This window comes from Neisseria sp. HMSC067H09, from assembly GCF_001814135.1.
In the GTDB taxonomy this organism is placed as follows: Bacteria; Pseudomonadota; Gammaproteobacteria; order Burkholderiales; family Neisseriaceae; genus Neisseria.
The window spans coordinates 12898-33392 of the sequence record NZ_KV814847.1 but is presented as its reverse complement, the minus strand read 5'-3'; the positions used below and the strand labels follow the sequence as shown (position 1 = coordinate 33392).

The 20495-nt window shown below is 49.7% G+C and carries 16 protein-coding genes; 5 read left to right on the top strand and 11 right to left on the bottom strand.

What is annotated here, in order from left to right:
- Positions 1 to 127 precede the first annotated feature (127 nt).
- From clpP to ppsA, 4 genes are all read right to left on the bottom strand, one after another.
- On the bottom strand, positions 128 to 748 hold the full coding sequence (gene clpP, locus HMPREF2954_RS00530) for an ATP-dependent Clp endopeptidase proteolytic subunit ClpP (RefSeq protein WP_045073010.1): 621 nt from the start codon (positions 746 to 748) through the stop codon (positions 128 to 130).
- Positions 749 to 835: 87 nt separating this feature from the next.
- Positions 836 to 2146 (bottom strand): trigger factor, encoded by a 1311-nt coding sequence (gene tig, locus HMPREF2954_RS00525; RefSeq protein WP_045073012.1) that lies wholly within the window; start codon positions 2144 to 2146, stop codon positions 836 to 838.
- A gap of 329 nt (positions 2147 to 2475) precedes the next feature.
- Positions 2476 to 3162 carry a peptidoglycan DD-metalloendopeptidase family protein gene (locus tag HMPREF2954_RS00520; protein ID WP_141752068.1) on the bottom strand — a complete coding sequence of 229 codons (687 nt, stop codon included), beginning with the start codon at positions 3160 to 3162 and terminating at the stop codon, positions 2476 to 2478.
- Positions 3163 to 3399: 237 nt separating this feature from the next.
- Positions 3400 to 5784, bottom strand: a complete 2385-nt coding sequence (gene ppsA, locus HMPREF2954_RS00515) for a phosphoenolpyruvate synthase (protein ID WP_045073015.1) — start codon at positions 5782 to 5784, stop codon at positions 3400 to 3402.
- 418 nt (positions 5785 to 6202) lie between these two features.
- On the opposite strand from ppsA, the gene ppsR reads away from it, so the two are divergent.
- Both ppsR and HMPREF2954_RS00505 read left to right on the top strand, forming a co-directional pair.
- Positions 6203 to 7024: a posphoenolpyruvate synthetase regulatory kinase/phosphorylase PpsR gene (gene ppsR, locus HMPREF2954_RS00510; protein WP_045073018.1), complete on the top strand. Its 822-nt coding sequence runs from the start codon at positions 6203 to 6205 to the stop codon at positions 7022 to 7024.
- Between the two features lie 220 nt (positions 7025 to 7244).
- The gene (locus HMPREF2954_RS00505; protein ID WP_045073020.1) at positions 7245 to 8084 is read left to right on the top strand and encodes a DUF4198 domain-containing protein; all 840 of its coding nucleotides are present in this window, start codon (positions 7245 to 7247) and stop codon (positions 8082 to 8084) included.
- An 83-nt stretch (positions 8085 to 8167) separates the two neighbouring features.
- Here HMPREF2954_RS00505 and fghA read toward each other — a convergent pair whose 3' ends face one another.
- A complete protein-coding gene (fghA, locus tag HMPREF2954_RS00500; RefSeq protein WP_045073021.1) occupies positions 8168 to 9016 on the bottom strand; it encodes an S-formylglutathione hydrolase in 849 nt (282 codons plus the stop codon).
- Positions 9017 to 9465: 449 nt separating this feature from the next.
- On the opposite strand from fghA, the gene HMPREF2954_RS00495 reads away from it, so the two are divergent.
- Complete coding sequence (locus tag HMPREF2954_RS00495; RefSeq protein WP_045073023.1) at positions 9466 to 11178, top strand: proline--tRNA ligase; 1713 nt, start codon at positions 9466 to 9468, stop codon at positions 11176 to 11178.
- Positions 11179 to 11311: 133 nt separating this feature from the next.
- Here the strand turns inward: HMPREF2954_RS00495 and ubiT are convergent, their stop codons facing one another.
- The 5 genes from ubiT to HMPREF2954_RS00470 all read right to left on the bottom strand — a co-directional run bounded on the left by ubiT (position 11312) and on the right by HMPREF2954_RS00470 (position 15588).
- Positions 11312 to 11752: a ubiquinone anaerobic biosynthesis accessory factor UbiT gene (ubiT, locus tag HMPREF2954_RS00490; RefSeq protein WP_045073024.1), complete on the bottom strand. Its 441-nt coding sequence runs from the start codon at positions 11750 to 11752 to the stop codon at positions 11312 to 11314.
- On the bottom strand, positions 11739 to 12656 hold the full coding sequence (locus HMPREF2954_RS00485) for a U32 family peptidase (protein ID WP_045073026.1): 918 nt from the start codon (positions 12654 to 12656) through the stop codon (positions 11739 to 11741). The genes ubiT and HMPREF2954_RS00485 overlap by 14 nt, the downstream gene beginning before the upstream one ends.
- 10 nt (positions 12657 to 12666) lie before the next feature.
- Positions 12667 to 13674 (bottom strand): ubiquinone anaerobic biosynthesis protein UbiU, encoded by a 1008-nt coding sequence (gene ubiU, locus HMPREF2954_RS00480; protein ID WP_045073028.1) that lies wholly within the window; start codon positions 13672 to 13674, stop codon positions 12667 to 12669.
- A 282-nt stretch (positions 13675 to 13956) separates the two neighbouring features.
- Complete coding sequence (locus HMPREF2954_RS00475; protein ID WP_045073030.1) at positions 13957 to 14562, bottom strand: class I SAM-dependent methyltransferase; 606 nt, start codon at positions 14560 to 14562, stop codon at positions 13957 to 13959.
- A 204-nt stretch (positions 14563 to 14766) separates the two neighbouring features.
- Positions 14767 to 15588, bottom strand: a complete 822-nt coding sequence (locus HMPREF2954_RS00470; RefSeq protein WP_045073033.1) for a CPBP family intramembrane glutamic endopeptidase — start codon at positions 15586 to 15588, stop codon at positions 14767 to 14769.
- Between the two features lie 465 nt (positions 15589 to 16053).
- On the opposite strand from HMPREF2954_RS00470, the gene HMPREF2954_RS00465 reads away from it, so the two are divergent.
- Both HMPREF2954_RS00465 and HMPREF2954_RS00460 read left to right on the top strand, forming a co-directional pair.
- Positions 16054 to 16782 carry a hypothetical protein gene (locus tag HMPREF2954_RS00465; protein ID WP_045073036.1) on the top strand — a complete coding sequence of 243 codons (729 nt, stop codon included), beginning with the start codon at positions 16054 to 16056 and terminating at the stop codon, positions 16780 to 16782.
- Positions 16772 to 17302, top strand: a complete 531-nt coding sequence (locus HMPREF2954_RS00460; protein WP_045073039.1) for a hypothetical protein — start codon at positions 16772 to 16774, stop codon at positions 17300 to 17302. Before HMPREF2954_RS00465 ends, HMPREF2954_RS00460 begins: the two co-directional genes overlap by 11 nt.
- Before the next feature lie 70 nt (positions 17303 to 17372).
- On the opposite strand, the gene alaS is transcribed toward HMPREF2954_RS00460, so the two are convergent.
- The gene (gene alaS, locus HMPREF2954_RS00455; protein ID WP_070688957.1) at positions 17373 to 20267 is read right to left on the bottom strand and encodes an alanine--tRNA ligase; all 2895 of its coding nucleotides are present in this window, start codon (positions 20265 to 20267) and stop codon (positions 17373 to 17375) included.
- Positions 20268 to 20495: the final 228 nt, after the last annotated feature.

The following is a 20495-nucleotide window of genomic DNA, read 5'->3' as shown; positions in this document are numbered from 1 at the left end:
GTCCTGTCGCGTACAGAACCCAGCTTGCACAGAGTGCCTGAATAGACTTTTATCGGATGTCCAAGATTTGGGGGCAGTTCAAACCGGATTTGGGTGTTCAGACGACCTCTGGTTTTTTTAAACCGACTTAACCTTGTAAAGAAGCGCGATTTTCCAAAACTTGGTCAATCAAACCGTATTCTTTGGCTTCTTCGGCAGACATGAAGTTGTCGCGGTCGGTGTCGCGCTCCAAATCTGCCAAGTCGCGGCCGCAGTGTTTCGCCATCAGGCGGTTAAGTTTCTCTTTGATTTTCAACAGCTCGCGGGCATGGATTTCAATGTCGGATGCCTGACCGCCCAAGCCGCCGCTGATTAAAGGCTGGTGGATCATGATACGGCTGTTGGGTAGGGCGAAACGTTTGCCTTTCTCTCCTGCCGAGAGCAGGAATGCGCCCATGCTTGCCGCTTGTCCCAAGCACAAGGTGGAGACATTGGGCTTGATGAAATTCATGGTGTCGTAAATCGACATGCCTGCCGTTACCGAGCCGCCGGGGGAATTGATGTAGAAGAAAATATCTTTGTCCGGATTTTCACTTTCCAAAAACAACAGCTGGGCAACCACCAGATTGGCGGATTCGTCGGTTACCGGACCGACCAAAAATACGATGCGCTCTTTCAAAAGGCGCGAGTAAATATCAAATGCACGCTCGCCGCGGCCGCTTTGTTCGATAACGGTAGGAACGAGGTAATTATTGAAATCGAAGGACATTTTTGTCTCCTGTCAATGTTGCGAAAGCACCAAAGGGGTGCTTTGGTGCTTTCAAGTTGCCTGTTTCAGACGACCTTTTGAAGATGATTAGGCTTGTGCGCCCATCACTTCGTCAAAAGACAAAGCTTTTTCGGTTACTTTGGCTTTGCCCAAAACGAAATCAACGACGTTGCTTTCTACTGCCAAAGAAGTCGGACCTTGCAGGCGGGAAGGCTCTGCGTAGTACCAGTCGATCACTTCTTGAGGATCTTCGTAGCTTTCTGCGAAGTTGGCAACAACGGCTTTAATTTGCTCTTCAGTAGGTTCCAGTTTGTTTTCTTCAACCAGTTTGGCCAAAATCAGACCCAAAGATACGCGGCGTTCGGCTTGCTCTTTGAACATATCCAAAGGCAGATCCAAGTTGGCAGCGTCAGCCATGCCTTGGTTGACGAAGTTTTGTTTCATTTCGTTTGCCAAGCGGGCGGCTTCTTCATTTACCAAAGCAACAGGCGCTTTCAGCTCTACGGCTTTGAGCAGCGCGTTCATTACAGATTCTTTGGTTTGTTCGTTTACGCGGCGCTCAACTTCGCGGCCTACGTTTTTCTTCACTTCTTCGCGCATTTTGGCAACGTCGCCGTCGGCGATACCCAATGCTTTGGCGAAGTCGGCATCAACTTCGGGCAGGGTGGGTTCGGATACGTTGTTCAATGTGATGGTGAAGACAGCGGATTTACCGGCAACGTCTTTACCGTGGTAGTCTTCAGGGAAGTTGACGGTAACGTCTTTGCTTTCGCCTGCCTTCATGCCGACTACGCCGGCTTCAAATTCAGGCAACATTTGACCTGCGCCCAATACGAAGGCGTAGTTTTTGGATGCGCCGCCGGCGAAAGGTTCGCCGTCGATTTTGCCTTCGAAGTCGATGATGACGCGGTCGCCGTTTTGGGCTTCGCGTTCAACATGGTTGAAGCGGGTGCGTTGTTTGCGCAGGATTTCTACGGTTTGGTCCACTTCGGCATCGCCGACGGAAGCGGTTACTTTTTCGACTTCTTGTGCAGACAAATCGCCGATAACGACTTCAGGGAACACTTCGAAAATCGCAGCGATTTTCAGGGATTCTTTATCGTCTTGTTCTTCAACGCCTTCGAAACGCGGATAGCCGGCAACTTTCAATTCTTGGGCAACGGCAACATCGTAGAAGCGGCGTTGGACCATTTCATTGATGACTTCATTTTGAGCGCTTGCACCGTACATTTGGGCAATCATTTTTAAAGGTGCTTTACCCGGACGGAAACCGTCGATTTTTGCACGGCGTTGGGTTTGTTTCAGTTTTTTATCGGTTTCTGCGTTGATTTCGGACCAAGGCAGAGACAACACTACTTTGCGTTCCAGATTTTCTAAAGTTTCAACAGTTACGCTCATCGTAAGACCTTAATTTGTTGTGTTAAATAAAAAATGGGAATCCTTTTGCCAATGATGACTGCAAAAGCGGCTCCGACACATCGGGGCTTTTATCGTCCGTTGCTTGCAAAAGGCAGGAAAATTAGCTGGCTAGTATATCACAATGTTTGATTGACTGGATAATATAGTGAAATCATTGTAAAACGGTTGCCACATCTGTCCGCTCCGGCTTGGAAAAAGTAGTTGGATGGGAGATGGATGGCGGCATTCCGATAAACTTATGCGGAGCTACAAAGGTCGTCTGAAAGTCGGAAGAGAGTATTCAGACGACCTTTTGAAGTTTGAGAATGTTAATTGGGCAAGTATGTCATAGGATTGACGGCTTTGCCGTTCAGACGGACTTCAAAATGCAGCTTTACGATGTCAGTGTCTGTGCTGCCCATCGTTGCAATCTGCTGACCGGCTGCAACCTGCTGGTCTTTTTGTACCAGTAAGGCATCATTATGTGCATAAGCTGTAATCGCATAATCATTGTGGCTGATTAAAATCAGTTTGCCGTAACCCCGTACTTCTTCTCCGACATACAATACTTTCCCCGCAGCTGAAGATTTTACAGGCTCTCCGGATGTACCTGCTATATCGATGCCTTTGTTGGTTGTTCCGTTGTACTGCTTGATAACGGAGTTGCGTCCGTTTTCGACAGGCCATAGTAAGTTCAGGCGGTTGATCGGTGCGACAGCCTGAGTTGCTTGGTTTGATTGGGAAATAGGGCGCGTATTGCGTCGGATACGTAATACTTGACCTACTTCGATTTTAGAAGTGTCTTGCAAGTTGTTCCAAGATGCCAAGGTATGGATGCTTTGGCCGTGGCGTTTAGCAATCTGGGATAGCGTATCGCCAGGCTTGACTCTGTAATAGCCATCGGGAACCGCACCAGTCGGTGAACCACTTCCGGCGCAGGCAGCCAGAAAAAGTGTCAGACAGAAAGGGCTTAATCGTTTGAAGGTCGTCTGAAAAAAGGGAATGGTATTCATCATATGTCTATTTAATAAAAATCAGCGAATGAATTGTCTTCAGACGCTTTATTTGGGTGAAGGTTCATCGGCTTTTGAGATGTTTTATGAATGCCAAATGGCGGCAGAATTTTATCTTTTTGATTAGAAGCATATTTTACTCAGCGTAAAATAAAGTCAAATTATATCTGCCGTTAGATGGCTAAAACAAATCCCCCGTCCGCTTTAGGGATGGGGGATTTTTAGATTTTATAAAAAATCTTATTTATTCAACTCATTAGCCAAATACAGCCAAGTTTCGATGACGGTATCCGGATTCAGGGAAACGCTTTCGATGCCTTCTTGAACCAGCCATTTGGCGAAGTCCGGATGGTCTGACGGGCCTTGACCGCAGATACCGACGTATTTGTTTTGTTTGCGGCAGGCAGAGATTGCCAAATGCAGCATCACTTTGACGGCAGGGTTGCGTTCGTCAAACGATTCGGACACCAAGCCGCTGTCGCGGTCGAGGCCGAGGGTCAGCTGGGTCATGTCGTTGGAACCGATAGAGAAGCCGTCGAAGTATTGCAGGAATTGTTCTGCCAATACCGCGTTGCTCGGCAGTTCGCACATCATGATCAGGCGCAGGCCGTTTTTACCGCGTTCCAAACCGTTTTCTTTCAAGGCTTTGACGACGGCTTCGGCTTCGCCCAAAGTGCGGACGAACGGAATCATGATTTCAACGTTGGTCAGACCCATTTCGTCACGGACGCGTTTGAGGGCTTTACATTCGAGGGCGAAGCAGTCTTTGAAGCTTTCGGCGACATAACGCGCTGCGCCGCGGAAGCCCAGCATCGGGTTTTCTTCGTGCGGTTCGTAAATGCTGCCGCCGACCAAGTTGGCGTATTCGTTGGATTTGAAGTCGGACATACGGACGATGGTTTTACGCGGATAAACCGATGCGGCCAATGTCGCCACGCCTTCGGCGATTTTATCGACGTAGAAGTCGACAGGGGAGGCGTAGCCGGCGATGCGGCGGGTAATTTCCGCTTTCAATTCATCGTCTTGTTTGTCAAATTCCAACAAGGCTTTCGGGTGGATGCCGATTTGGCGGTTGATGATGAATTCCATGCGTGCCAAGCCGATGCCTTCGCTCGGCAGGTTGGCGAAGCTGAATGCGAGTTCGGGGTTGCCGACGTTCATCATGACTTTGACGGGCGCTTTGGGCATATTGTCTAAGGCAACATCTGTGATTTGTACGTCCAGCAGACCGGAATAGATGAAGCCTGTATCGCCTTCGGCGCAGGATACGGTAACTTCTTGACCGTTGCTCAGCAATTCGGTTGCATTGCCGCAGCCGACTACGGCAGGAATACCCAGTTCACGCGCGATGATGGCGGCGTGGCAGGTACGACCGCCGCGGTTGGTGACGATGGCAGAAGCGCGTTTCATTACCGGCTCCCAATCCGGGTCGGTCATGTCGGTAACGAGTACGTCGCCTGCTTCAACGGAATCCATTTCGGATGCGTCTTTTACCAAGCGGACTTTGCCTTGACCGACTTTTTGACCGATGGCGCGACCTTCGCACAAGACGTTTTTGTCGCCTTCGATGTCGAAACGGCGCAGGTTGCGGCCGCCTTCTTCTTGGGATTTCACAGTTTCGGGACGGGCTTGCAGGATGTAGAGTTTGCCGTCCAAGCCGTCACGGCCCCATTCGATATCCATCGGGCGGCCATAGTGTTTTTCGATTGTCAGCGCGTAGTGTGCCAACTCGGTGATTTCTTCATCGGTAATGGAGAAGCGGTTGCGGTCTTTTTCGGGAACATCGACGTTCATCACGGATTTACCGGCTTCTGCTTTGTCGGTAAAGATCATTTTGATTTGTTTCGAACCCATGGTTTTGCGCAGGATGGCAGGTTTGCCCGCTTTCAGCGTGGGTTTGAATACATAGAATTCATCGGGGTTGACCGCGCCTTGTACGACGTTTTCACCCAGACCGTAAGATGAAGTCACGAAAACGACTTGGTCGAAGCCGGATTCGGTGTCGAGGGTGAACATGACGCCGGATGCGCCGCTGTCGGAACGCACCATGCGTTGCACGCCTGCGGAGAGGGCGACGATGTCGTGTTCGAAGCCTTTATGAACGCGGTAGGAGATGGCACGGTCGTTGTATAAAGAAGCGAATACATGGCGCATGGCTTCTTTGACGTTTTCTAAGCCGTTGATATTCAGGAAGGTTTCCTGTTGACCTGCAAACGATGCGTCGGGCAGGTCTTCGGCGGTTGCAGAAGAACGGACGGCAACGGAAATGTCCGCGCCGCCTGCGTCTGCAACCATTTTGTTCCATGCCGTTTCGATTTCGGCATCCAGTTGTTCGGGGAAGGGCGTATCCAAAATCCATTGGCGGATTTCTTTACCGACGCGCGCCAGTTCGGCGACATCTTCTACATCCAGTTGTGCCAGTGCGGCGGAAATACGCTCGCTCAGTCCGTTGTGCGCCAAAAATGCGCGGTAGGCTTCGGCAGTAGTGGCAAAGCCGCCGGGGACGCGGACGCCTTTTTCAGTCAGCTGACTGATCATTTCACCTAGGGAGGCGTTTTTGCCGCCCACGCTTTCAACATCAGTCATACGCAGGTTTTCAAACCAAATTACGTAGTTGTCAGCCATTTGTGTGTCCAATCCAAGATATGTTAAAAAAGAAACGAATACGCTTTGTTATTTTAAGCGATTCAAACGACCGCTGTCATGCTTTTTCTGTCTCGATTTATTTGCGGGTCGTCTGAAAAATTGCGGGCTTCAGGCGTGTAGTCAAATGAAATCTGATGGGGAAACCATTATTCCCATTGTCTATTTCTTTGTAAAACATAAGGTTTGAAATAGATTAATGACTGATTGGTAGAGTTTGGAAAGGTTTTGGATGGGTATAAAATTTTAAGATAATTTAATTATTGGAATAAAAATGCGTTTATAAAGTAGTTTGATTTTGGCGTAGTTGGGTGTAATTTAAGCGTATTCCCTTTATTTAGAAGGTTTCAGCTGCTATGATGACTGCCTGCAACCATTTAAAATTTTAGAGGATAACCGAATGACCGCACCGCGCCATGTGTTTTATATTTCCGACCGTACCGGCCTGACTGCTGAAAATATCGGTGAGGCACTGCTGAATCAGTTTGGCAGAATCGAATTCAAACGCCACACCTATCCTTTCATTGATACGCCTGAAAAAGCGCGTACCGTCGTCGAAATAGTCAACCGCAACGCTCAGGAAAACGGTTTGCGCCCGATTGCCTTCGTCAGCGTCGTTAATGACGAAATCCGTGAAATCATCAAAAAAGCGGGCGCTTTCCATATCAATTTTTTCGAAACCTTCCTCGGGCTTTTGGAAAAAGAACTCAACACCGAGGCGGTTGCCGCCGAACAGGGGCACCACAGTATCGGCAATACGCAACGCTATGATGCGCGTATGGAGGCGGTCAATTTCTCGCTCAACCATGACGACGGCGTCAGCGATAAAAACCTGAAAGAAGCCGATGTGATCCTGATGGGCGTATCGCGTTCAGGCAAAACGCCGACCTGTCTTTACCTCGCCCTGCAATACGGCATCCGCGCCGCCAATTACCCGCTGATTCCCGACGATTTGGAATCCACCGACCTGCCGCGCATGGTCAAACCTTACAAAGACAAGCTGTTCGGCCTGACCATTCAACCCGAACGCCTGCAGGCCATCCGTCAAGAGCGCCGTCCGAATTCGACTTATGCCAAAATCGATACCTGCCGCAGTGAGATTTCCGATGCGCAAAATATGTTCAAACGCCATGGCATCCCGTTCACCAATACGACGGATAAATCGGTGGAGGAACTTGCCGTCCATATCCTTCAAGCCTGCAAATTGAAGCGGCGTTTTTGATTTTCTTAAAGTATGAGCAAGAGGTCGTCTGAAAAGCAATTTTGTGTTTCAGACGACCTCTTGTTTTCTATCATTCAGTCTAAATAGATTTCTAGTTCTTTGTAACTAAAAACAATCATCAATAATATTTACATTTCGAAATAAAAAGAGTAAGGTTGCCTTGCTTTTCGGGCTTTCCGTTGGCTTTTGAACCGTAAACAATCAAATTTGAGGAAGAAACATGAAAAAATTATGGATACTTGGCGCATTAGGCTTGAGCATGGCGGCGCAGGCGCATGATTTGTGGGTGTCGGCTCCGGTGCGTTTGGATTCGGGCAGTACGTTGAAAGCGGATTTGGGTTACAGCCATGATTTCCCGAATGTTGAAAAAATCGCCGACGACCGTGTGCATATTTTCAAACCGCTGCAATTGACGGACAAATCCGGAAAAACCGTTGATTTGACGAATAAAGGCGAAAATTACCAATATGTTTCCAAATCCCGCCTGAAAGACGGCTCTTATTGGGTCGGCGCGGTGTACAAACCGACGTTCTGGTCGCAAAACAGTGAAGGCTGGAAACAGAAAACCTTGAAAGACCTGCCCGGCGCGACTTATTGCGAACAGGCTCAGATGTTTGGCAAAGCGTTTTTGCAAGTGGGCAGCGCAGGCGTGGATGAAAGCGTATTGACCCGTCCGGTCGGTCATGAATTGGAACTGGTGCCGCTGAAAAATCCGAATGAAGTCAAGGTAGGCGGTCTGCTGCCGGTTAGAGTGCTTTATAAAGGCAAACCGTTGGCAAAAGCGACGGTAACGGCAAGCTCGGATACGCTGGCGGAAATGGATTTGGCGGCGACACACGACCACCGCGAGCCGCAAGGTTTTTCAGGGAAAACGGATAAGGACGGCGTCGTCAATGTGATTCCTTTGATTGAAGGTTTGTGGAAAATCAAAGCCGCCCATCAGGCGGATTATGCCGATAGAAGTGTTTGCCAACAAGACAATGCCTATGCAACGCTGATTATGCCCGTCGGAACGAAACGCGCGGCTGAACGGCATGAACACCATCATCATCAACACTAATTGAGTGTGAAAGATCAAAAAGGTCGTCTGAAAAAGTTTTCAGACGACCTTTCTTTATATAGTGGATTAAATTTATAGTGGATTTACAAACCCAATGCCTCAGCATGAAACTCGATATGCGAGTCGATAAAGCTGGAGATGAAGAAATAATCGTGTCCGTAGCTGGGGCGGACTTTGTATTGCACGTTGAAGCCGTTGGCGCGGGCGGCATTGACGAAGACTTCAGGTTGCAGTTCGTCGGGGAACAGCGGGTCGGCGCCGCCCTGGTCGATGAGTATCGGCAGCTTGCGTGAGGTCGTCTGAACGAGCGATGTGCTGTCGTAAGCCTGCCAAGCCTCCGATTCCGCGCCCAGATAGGCGGCAAACGCCTGCTTCCCGCCCCGGCTGGCGGTCGGGTGGCACAAGGGTGCAAACGCGGAAACGGCGGCATAGCGTCCCGGATTTTTCAGGGCGATGGAAAGCGCGCCGTGCCCGCCCATGCTGAAACCTGCGATGCTGCGTTCTTGGGTGGCGGGGAAATGCCGTTCCACCCAATCGGGCAGTTCGCGGCTGATATGGCTGTACATCTGATAATGCGCCGCCCACGGCTGTTCGGTCGCGTCAATGTAAAATCCCGCGCCCTGTCCGATAAATTCGTTCGCGCTGTCGCTGATATGGCTGCCGCGCGGCGAGGTGTCGGGGAAAATGACGATGATGTTCCATTGCGCGGCGAAACGCTGGATGCCGGTTTGGCGTATCAGTTCCGAGCCGTCGCCGTGCAGTCCCGACAAGAAATACAAAACCGGTGCGGGATAGCCTTTCAATACCTGCGGCGGCAGGTAGATGCCGAAGTTCATATCGGTTCGGCAGGTTTCGGAAAAGCAGCGGTATTGCTCTTGATGGCCGTTGAACATTTTGGCGCGGGAAAGCAGGTGTAATTCGTGTGCGGACATAGATGGGATGACGTGAAAACAGTGAAGGCATCATCTTAACAGAAAGACCGCGTTACGGGCTTTTAAAAACCTATCGAACGGTATGGTTTCAGACGACACCAATCTATACACAAACTCTGTGGATAAGTTTGTTGATAAGCTTTGGGTAATCGGAATTTTTGCTTTTGGAACAACCCAAGCCTTTCGGTGCTCAAAAAATAGTCAAATAAAACACAATAAAATCAATTGGTTATAAAAATAAAAAATTTCAAAGCCTTTATGGGAAAAATTTATAAGCAAAACAAGCCAATGCGGGATTGTGTATAAAAAGTGATTGACACGCCTGATAAATGTCAAATGAGTTGACCGAACAAACAAGGCAGCGGCTGTCGCCCTATGGGGAAAAACTTCAATCCCCCTGCCTTTCGCGTTACAATACGCGCTTACTTTTTTACACAGAAAAACACACCATGAAAGCCAGCCAATTTTTCATTTCCACCCTGAAAGAAGCCCCTGCCGAAGCCGCGCTTGCCAGCCACAAGCTGATGATTCGCGCCGGTCTGATTAAAGCCAACGCGTCCGGCCTTTATACTTGGATGCCGATGGGGCTGCGCGTGTTGCGCAAAGTCGAAAACGTCGTGCGCGAAGAAATGGCGCGCGCGGGCAGCGTGGAGTTGCTGATGCCGGTGGTGCAGCCTGCCGAGCTGTGGCAGGAATCCGGCCGCTGGGAATTTTACGGTAAAGAACTGCTGCGCCTGAAAGACCGCCACGACCGCGATTTCTGCATGGGCCCGACCTGCGAGGAAGTCATCGCCGACATCGTGCGCAAAGAAATCAACAGCTACAAACAGCTGCCGAAAAACTTTTACCACATCCAAACCAAATTCCGCGACGAAGTGCGCCCGCGCTTCGGCGTCATGCGTGCGCGCGAATTCGTCATGAAAGACGCCTATTCCTTCCATGCCGACTACGCTTCGCTTCAGACGACCTATGATGCCATGTACGACGCTTACTGCCGCATCTTCACCCGTCTGGGCTTGGAGTTCCGCCCCGTCGCCGCCGACACCGGCAGCATCGGCGGTACCGGTTCGCACGAGTTTCAAGTATTGGCGGAAAGCGGCGAAGATGTGATTGCGTACAGCGACACTTCCGATTACGCCGCCAATATCGAGCTGGCACCGACCTTGCCGCTCAAAGGCGAACGCGCGGCCGCTCAGGCAGAGCTGGCCAAAGTGCACACGCCGAACGTTAAAACCATTGATTCATTGGTTGATTTCCTCAGCATTCCGATTGAAAAAACGCTGAAATCCATCGTGGTCGAAGGCGAAAACGAAGGCGAAATCGTCTTATTGCTGTTGCGCGGCGACCATGAGTTTAACGACATCAAAGCCGAAAAACTCGCAGGCGTGAAATCGCCGCTGACCATGGCAGACCCTGCCGCCATCCGTGCGCAGTTCGGCGCAAACGGCGGCTCGCTCGGCCCTGTCGGCTTCAAAGGTAAAGTTTATGCCGATTTCGCCACCGAAAAAGGCGCAGACTGGGTTATCGGCGCGAACGAAGACGACTACCACTATACCGGCTTCAACTTCGGCCGCGACGCCGCCGAGCCTGAGTTTGTCGATTTGCGCAACGTCGTTGAAGGCGACGAAAGCCCCGACGGACAAGGTCGTCTGAAACTGGCGCGCGGCATCGAAGTCGGACACGTCTTCCAGTTGCGCGACAAATACACCCAAGCCATGAACGTGAGCTTCCTCGACAACAACGGCAAATCGCAAATCATGGAAATGGGCTGCTACGGCATCGGCATTACCCGCGTCGTTGCCGCCGCCATCGAGCAGAACAACGACGAAAAAGGCATCATCTGGACCAAAGCAATGGCGCCGTTTGAAGTCGTTATCGTGCCGATGAACTACAAAAAATCAGATGCCGTGCGCGAAGCCGCCGACAAAATCTACGCCGAACTGCTGGCGGCAGGCGCAGACGTCCTCCTCGACGACCGCGACGAACGCGCAGGCGTATTGCTGAACGACTCCGAGCTTCTCGGTATCCCGCACCGCATCGTCATCGGCGACCGCGCCTTGAAAGAAGGTAATGTCGAATACGCCGAACGCCGCGACAATCAGGCGCAAACCGTAAGCCTGAATGAAATCGCCGGCAAAGTATTGGCTGCATTGAAAGACTAATGACGGTTTAAAACGGATGCAGATGAAAGAAGGTCGTCTGAAAACTGGAAACAGGTTTCAGATGACCTTCATTATTGTGAAATCAGAAGCTTAACGGATGAATGCTTTGCTTCATTCTTGCACGAACCGGCATTCAATCGTACAACTGCCGTTTCAAAAACCAATCGCCGAACGGCCAGTCCACGCTGTCGAGCAGGTTTTTGGTAATCAGCCCCAGCTCGGTATCGCCTTCGATTTGCAGTTTGCGGTTGAAAAACAAAGTATCCGGATCTTCCTCGCGCATCATCATGCGCATAAAGTCGATACCGTTGGCGGCAAGGCGCAAATCGGGCGTGCCGAAAAAATCCGCATCAATAAATTTCTCGGCATTGGCGGTGAAACGCACCTTGATGCCTGCGTCCAATACGTCGATTTCGAATTTTTTGCCGTCAAACAGACTCATGTCGGCGGGCAGCAATCCGCGTTTGAGCATGGTGTTGAGGGCAAAAACCAAAGCGAAACGCGGCGGCCTGCCCGGCAGTTTGCCGCCGATTTTTCCCGCCCATGCGGGCAATACGATTTCAGGCAACGCCATAATATTCCTCCTTCACGGCTTCGATACCCGGCTGGCCGTGCCAATAGCCGTCCACCAGCGTTCCGGTGGTCAGTCTTTCCAATTCGGGCAGCGCGTCAGCCAGGGCGGCTTTGCCGTCCAATACGTCGCGGTGGATACGGATGATTTCCGCCATACCGTGCATTTGCGGCGACAGGCGCAGCATGTTCACGCCGATTTGTCGCAAATCCTCATGGTGCGGCAGCAGGTTTTGGCAGCCATAAGACATGGTTTGGATGCCGTTGATGGTTAAAAACGGTTTGCCCTCGCGGGTATTCATGTCCATGCCTTGTTCGTAATCCAAGCAGCGGAATTCGCAGCCGTCTTTGTTCAAGTTGTAATGCCGAGCGGTAAAGCAGCGTGAAGAGTACGCCAAAGGCATTTTACCCCAAGCAAACAATTCCGTTTCGATGTCGTCTGAAGCCTTGATGATTTCGGCAACTTTGTCGCGGCTCAACTCGGACGGCGCAATCCAGCGGTATGCGCCCAGTTCTTGGAAAAGCGCCAGCGTGCTTTCGTTGTAAATGTTCAGGCTGGCGCCAGCGACAAACGGAATACCGTGTTCGCGCGCCAGCTTGACCGCGCCCATGTCGTTGGCTTCGACTTTGAATTTGTCCTGTCCAGTGATTTTGCGCAAGCGTTTCAAATCGGATTCGCTTTCCAGCAGCACCTGCGATGACAAAATAATTTCCTTGCCGCTTTCCGCCAAATCTTCCGCCAGGCTGACCCAGTCGGCAAAACGCATTTTCTGGCGGCGCGAACACACCACTTCGCCCAGATAAATGGTATCCACCGGCGCATCCAGCATGGCGGCGTAAAATTCCAGCAGGGCTTCCTTCTGCCAGAAAAACAAAACCGGCCCCAGCGATAGTTTCATCGGATTCATCCTTTCCCCCTTATTTCCACGGGCGGCTGTACGCGCCCAAAGTAGTCTGATGCCCTTCCGAAACTTTGCTCAAAGCATTGTTCCATAGCGGATTGACTTTGAAATGCTCCGGATTGGCGGCGGCCGCATCCAAGGCCTGGCGCAGCGATTTGGTTACTTGCGCCGTGTACATCGGGCTGCGCTGGCGGCCTTCGATTTTGATGGCGGACACGCCGATTTTGATGAGTTCAGGTAACATTTCCAAAACATTCAGGCTGGTCGGTTCCTCCAGCGCGTAATAGGTTTCGTCATTGACTTCAAAACGGCCTTTGCACAGGGTCGGATAGCCTGCCGGTTCGTTCGGTTTGTACTGGTCGATTAGCACCTGATTCAGCCGCACGTTCATGCGGTCGGGCAACTGCTCCCAGCGCACGGCTTTGGCAGGCGAACACACGCCCTGCATATTCGGCGATTCACCCGTCGCATAACTCGATAAAATGCAGCGCCCTTCCACCATGACGCACAAACTGCCGAAACCGAACACTTCGATTTCCACATCGGTATTGTCGATAACGTGTTTGACCTGATCCACGGTCAACACACGCGGCAACACGGCGCGGCGGACGCCGAACAGCTCCTTCATCATATTGATGGCCTCGTAATTGGTGGCCGATCCCTGCACCGACATGTGCAGCCTCAAATTAGGATGACGCTCGGTGGCATAAGCCATAATCGCAGGGTCGGCGACGATTATCGCGTCCGCCCCCAGTTGCACCGCCGTATCGACAGCCCGATGCCACCGCTCGATTTGCCCCGCTTGGGCAAAAGTATTGATGGCCATCAACACATTGCGGCCGCGCGCATGGGCGTAAGCCACCCCTTCCTGCGCCGATTTCATATCGAAATTCAGCCCCGGGAAATTGCGCGCATTCGTCGCATCTTTCAGCCCCATATAAACCGTGTCCGCGCCATTGTCCACCGCCGTCTTCAAAGCGGGCAGGTTGCCGGCGGGACAAACCAACTCAGGGATTTTCGGCATTTTGCGTTCCTCGACTCTTGTAGTTTGTTATTCGAAAATCAATATCTAGTATGATTTCGGGTATTTTAGAGATTTGGACACAAGATATTATGATTTAAATCAATTGTGAAATCAGGTTTGGATAGCGTATGTTTTAGTTAACATAATTTAACCATGTTAAATATCAAGCTAATCAGCGAGTTATCTTTTCCAGTTTGATAACATGAGATTAGTTATTATCTATTAAATTTATAGATTTTTACAATAAAAGGTCGTCTGAAACAGGTTTCAGACGACCTTTATCTAGGCGGGAGGCAGACGGCTGCTTGCTTTAAAATTCAACGTGAAATTGCGTTCGCTTCCATATTCGTCAGCCGTCTCAAATCCGTTTTGCCGCATTAAATCGCGTAATTCGGTGCGGCTCGGTTTGTCGGGGTCGCCTGCCGTTTCGGAAACCGACAGTAGCCCGTCAGGACGAAGCAGCCTTCGGAATTCTGCCAAATACTCGGCTTGGTTGGCTACCTCGCCCAACACGGTAATCAGCACAATGCGGTCAAACGATTGATCCGGAAAATCAAAATGCGTACCGTCGCACAGATAATAATCCACGTTGTCGATATGCCGACGACGCAAACGTTTTTCGGTATACGCCAACATTTCCGGCTGTATATCCGCCGCCACCAATCGTCCTTGCGAAACCGATTGCGCCAGTGTCGGGCTGAAATAACCAGCTCCGCAGCCCACTTCCAAAATGCTGTGGTGTGGCGCAAGGTACAGCCGTTGTACGATTTGTTGCGGCGAAAGCGCCCAGTTGCGCAAAGGAATCAGTAGCGTGAATGCAAGCTGATGCGGGAAGATTTTGCCTTTTTGCGTAAGTCCCTGCCAAATGCTTTTGAGCGTCTTAAACATAAGGATTCCTTTGGGTAATGTTGTTTTGCATTGTGCCTGCACAATATACAGTATAAAAATAGTGTGCGTTTTTTCCAATCATCACAAAAAGCAGCCTGCACTTCGATTTTTGAAAGTTCAGACTGCTTTTTATGTAAAGAGGTCGTCTGAAAATAGATTTCAGACGACCTTTGATATTCAGTTCCGTTGGATATATAACCCAAACTACGGTTGCTTACCATTAAATGAACACATCGCCTTATGCCAAAAAACCATCACGATTGCCGCCGCAATGATGATGATTCCGTATGGAATCATACCATTGCCGTTTTCATATGCCGCCCGTCCGCCCGGAAAGCCCGTGCGCGCGGTATTGGCAACCGTGTGGCACGCAATCAATACAAATACCGAACCGCCGCTGCCGTTATACAGCCATACATAGATAATCCTCACGGCAACCGTCCCTGCCAGCCCCCATGCGATCAGTTCGGCAGACTGCCCCACGGCAATCATGGACGGCAAATGCCACAATGCCCACGGTACCCCGATAATCAGTGCCGTAACAAGCGGGGTAAAACGCCGTTGCAGGCTTTCCGTAGCGTAGGCCGCATAGCCCAATTCCTCGGCAACTGCCGCGATAAAGAACATGACGAACGCACCGGCAAGCGGCGCAAACGATACGGATAAGGCGGGTATGGTTTGTCCTGTTTGGCGTATCGCGACATAAGTCAGCAGATAAAGCAGGGGAAAAATCAGTATTGCCGTCCAAAAATAGGCAGAATGCTTGATCCGCCCGTAATCAAACACACGTCCAAACAGGCTACGCACCGCTGCCATTCCGCCCTCGCGGTAACGCAGTAACGCGGCGGCAACCGTCGGAGTGAGTGCCGCGCCGATGTCGGTCAGCGGCAGATTATCAGGCAGAGGACTGTGTTTGAGAAACAAAGACAGCAGCCAAAACGGCGCACTCAAAGCGTACACCAGCAGAAAGTATTGCCACGGATGCGAATAACCGGCTGTCGGTTTTTTTGAAGGGGGCTTCTGCATGTTATTCCTGTTCGTTCAGTCAATAAGTTGGCAGGGGGGCAGGTACGGCCTGCTAGATGATGTACAGTATAAAAATATTGCGCGTTTTTTTCTAATTATTATGAAAAGCAGCCTGCACTTCGATTTGATTTGAAGAGTGCAGGCTGCTTTTCATAGAGAGGTCGTCTGAAAATTATTTCTCAGGCAGCTTTGATATTAAAGGTGATATGAGGATTTCGTTGGATCATGACCCAAGCTGCGTTTGCTACCGACTGTATTACGGCATGGTTTGGAATCATTCGGTAACGACAAAACCGCGTGCGTGCCGCACACACCCTACATCTTAATCTTAAGGTTTGCGTCGCCTGCAGGTAGGGTGTGTGGCGTAGCCACGCACGCGGTTGGCAGGGGTGCGGGCTACGGCTTGCAATAAAAAAACAAAAAATATATAGTAACCAAAAGATTAATTAATTAAAGGACTTCATAATGGAATTCAAGGTTGCTAGTTTTTATAGGGCTATAAAGAAGAATGCCAACAATTTTACTGATGAGTTGTACAGATATTGTTATGAATGCAATGTCCATTGCATCAAAATCTTTAAAACAGCAAATACCAAAACAAAAGGTGTTCAACTTAATGATGGAACAATGGATTCTGCAACTTCATTTATCATAAATAATGATGGGAAAAGTCTAGTTGAATTGCGTTTTATTATCATAAATGAAGTTGCAAAAAAAATCTTTTATACTTGTAGCCAATCTGATTTACTTAATATTTGGCAAAAATATTTTTTTACTTATAATGACTTACCTGAGTTTGATGTTGATGTTGAGAAACTCAAATCCATTTCTGAAATTCAACTTACAGTAAAAAATCAAAATCAAATTGATTGGATCGATGGAAATTCAACAGTATCGAGCTTAAAGGAATTAGAAACTGATAATCAACCAGATGCTATCATTATCAATATGAATTTTATTCAGCCTACTCTTTTTAAAAGAAAAACAATCCATGATATTGTTAAGCAATATGAGAAACCTAATACTGCATTACGATTAAAAGGATATGACGAAAATGGAAATAATGTAGTAGTCGCAAGAAATGCGCAATTATCAGTGACGTTGGATATCCACTTTGAAAATGCAGCAGAATTAAACGATATACCTTTATCTGAGTTTATCAGGAAATCTAAGGAAAAAATTAATGAGTTATAGTTTATATAAAGTTTTATTCAATTATATAGGTAGAATATATAAATATTCCCTTTGGGCACCACATATTTTAGTATTTTTTCTATCAATAAGTTTACTAATTGTTGGAAATATTTTAATAAATTATGGATACATGTACTCATATACAGAAATAAAAAAAGATATTGGGAATATACTTGCAGGAATTTCAATATTGCTTGCATTTTTAGTGTTGATAATACAGGGCATTAATTTCCCCCAATTAAATAAGATATTTTCAAACGAAATATTATTGAAAAGATTAGGAAAGAGTTATCGGATTAAAACGAGCATTATCATAAAAAATACAATATTTTCCACCATATTAACCACCATTTTAATGATAATTACAATTTTGACATTATTAACTATTAAATTATCAATAAGTGACAATATTGTTATATTTCTAATGATTTCAATTACTTGTTATTTAATTGTTAATATATTATTTTCAATAATATTTTGGAGCTTTTCAATCGGAAAAACTGATGATACGATAAATTGAATATTTTTTAATAAAATACATATATAAGACCGTCTGAAAAAATTTCAGACGGCCTCTTTTTATATGTTAATCAAAACAGCTTACCACTTACCCAGCCTTCCACGCTTCCCAGCATTTCAGGCAGTTTCGCAGCATCCACCCCCCCGGCCTGTGCCAAATCCGGTCTGCCGCCGCCTTTGCCGCCGACTTGTTCGGCTGCGAATTTGACCAAATCGCCGGCTTTCACTTTGTTTGTAAGCGGTTTGGATACGCCGGCGCATAGTGAGACTTTGCCGTCGTTCACTGCCGCCAAAAGAATCACGGCGTTGTCGGATTTGCCGGTTAAATCGGTAACGATTTCGCGCAGGGCGGCTGCGTCGGCTTCGATTTGGGCGGCGACGAGTTTGGCTGCGCCCAAGTCTTTGGCGTTGTCCAAGAGTTTTACGCCTGCGTGGACGGCGAGTTCGGCTTTGGCTTTTGCCAACTCTTTTTCCAAGGCTTTGGCGTTGGCGGCGTTGGCTTGGATTTTGGCGAGTACGTCTTTTTCGGTTTGGGCTTTGACTTCGGCGATGATGTTTTTCATCAGGCTTTCTTGGTTTTGCGCCCATGCGAGTGCGGCAAGGCCGGTGATGGCTTCTACGCGGCGGATGCCTGCGGCGATGCCGCCCTCGCTGATGATTTTGAAGAGGCCGATGTCGCCGGTGCGGGCGACGTGGGTGCCGCCGCACAGTTCGGTGGAGTAGTCGCCCATGGTGATGACGCGGACGAAGTCGCCGTATTTTTCGCCGAAGAGCATCATGGCGCCGGATTTTTGCGCGTCTTCAATGGACATGGTTTCGACTTTGACGGGCACGTTGGCGATAATCGCGGCGTTGACGCGGCGTTCGACTTCGGCGATTTCTTCCGCGCTGATGCCTTGCGGGTGGGAAATGTCGAAGCGGGTCAGCTCGGCGTTTTGCAGGCTGCCTTTTTGTTCGACGTGTGTACCCAAAACATCGCGCAGGGCTTTGTGCATCAGGTGGGTAACGCTGTGGTTGCGCATGATGCTGTTGCGGATGTCGTTGTCGATTTCGGCGGATACGGCATCGCCGACTTTCAGACGGCCTGATACGACTGCGCCGAATTGTCCGTGTACGGCGGCTTTGATTTTCTGCGTGTCTTCCACGCGGAAGCGGTTTTCGCCTGCGAAGATAAAGCCTACGTCGCCGACTTGGCCGCCGCTTTCGGCGTAGAACGGGGTTTGTTCCAGAACGACCACGCCGGCTTCGCCTGCTTGGAGTTCGTCCACGGCTTCGCTGCCTTTATATAAGGCGATGATTTTGGTGTCTTGGCTGCGTTTTTCGTAGCCGGTAAACTCGGTGTCCGCGCCTGTGTAGTCCAGTTGTGCGTTGGCTTTGAAGTTTTGCGCAGCGCGGGCGCGGGCGCGTTGGGCTTCCATTTCGCGGTTGAAGCCTTCTTCATCCAAATCGATACCCAATTCGCGCGCCATGTCGGCGGTCAGGTCGTAGGGGAAGCCGTAGGTGTCGTAGAGTTTGAAGATGTGTTCGCCGCCGATAACGAGTTTGCTGTTGGCAATGTTGTCCATCAAATAGGCATTCAAGGCTTCGGCAAACGGTTTTTCCGCGTCGGGAATATGGGCAGTTTCCAAAGCAGCCTGCAAATCGATATACATGCCTTCGTTCAGGCTGCCTGAAACTCGGGGACGGATAACGATTTGCTTTTTGCCTGGAGCGGCACGGGAAGCGGCGGTAAATTCCACACCCTCTGCGGTTTTCAATGCCAACGGTTTGCCCGCACCATCTTGCGGCAGCAGGCTTTCCAGTTTCAGGAATTTCATGCCGTTGAACACTTGGTTAAACAAACCCATGCCTTTTTCCAGCGTTTCGCCGAAGCGGCTTTCTTCCGCGCGCAGGGCTTCCATAATCTGCGTTTGTTTTTCTTTCAACTCGGGATATGCACCGCCCATCGCTTTCACCAAATCGGGCACGAGTTTGTAGAAAAACGCCTGTTTCTGACCGAGTTTGTAACCGTGGCGCACGGCGCGGCGGATGATGCGGCGCAGTACATAGCCGCGGCCTTCGTTGGACGGCATCACGCCGTCGGCAATCAGGAAGGAGCAAGAGCGGATGTGGTCGGCAACGACTTTCAGGCTGGGTTCGTCCATGCTGAACGGCGCGCCGGTTTCGCGGGCAACGGCTTTGAGCAGGTCTTGGAACAGGTCGATTTCATAGTTGCTGTGGACGTGCTGCATCACGGCCGCCATGCGCTCCAAACCCATGCCGGTATCGACGGACGGTTTCGGCAGTGGGTTCATATTGCCTTGCTCGTCGCGGTTGAACTGCATGAATACGCAGTTCCAAATTTCAATCCAGCGGTCGCCGTCTTCTTCAGGGCTGCCGGGAATGCCGCCCCAAATTTCTTCGCCGTGGTCGTAGAAAATTTCGGAGCATGGGCCGCAGGGGCCGGTGTCGCCCATCTGCCAGAAGTTGTCGGACGCGTATTTCGCGCCTTTGTTGTCGCCGATGCGAACAATGCGCTTGGCAGGCATACCGATTTCGTTCAGCCAAATGTTGTAGGCTTCGTCGTCTTCGGCATACACGGTTGCCAAGAGTTTTTCTTTGGGGATGTTCAGCCATTCGGGGGAGGTGAGGAATTCCCAAGCGAAGTGGATGGCGTCGCGTTTGAAGTAGTCGCCGAAGGAGAAGTTGCCCATCATTTCGAAGAAAGTGTGGTGACGGGCGGTGTAGCCGACGTTTTCCAAGTCGTTGTGTTTGCCGCCGGCGCGTACGCATTTTTGCGCGGTGGTGGCGCGGTTGTAGGCGCGTTTATCAAAGCCGAGGAACACGTCTTTAAACTGGTTCATACCGGCGTTGGTAAACAGCAGCGTCGGGTCGTCGTGCGGCACGAGGCTGGAAGAGCGGACGATGGTGTGGCCTTTGGATTCGAAGAATTTTAGGAATTTTTGGCGTAGTTCGGAGGTTTTCATGATGTTTCGATGTCTCTACTAAAAAGGTTTCAGACGACCTTCCCGGCCGTATGTAATTGTGAAAAGAAAATGGCTGCTATATTACCGCAAAACCTTGTTTCTAGCTATTGAATCAGGGACTTTCAGACGACCTTCCGACTATCGCCCCAATGGAAATTGCTATCAGATAGTGCGTGCCTGATTTATAATCCCTTACTTTCCCTTCCACCCGATATGCAAGGAATGATA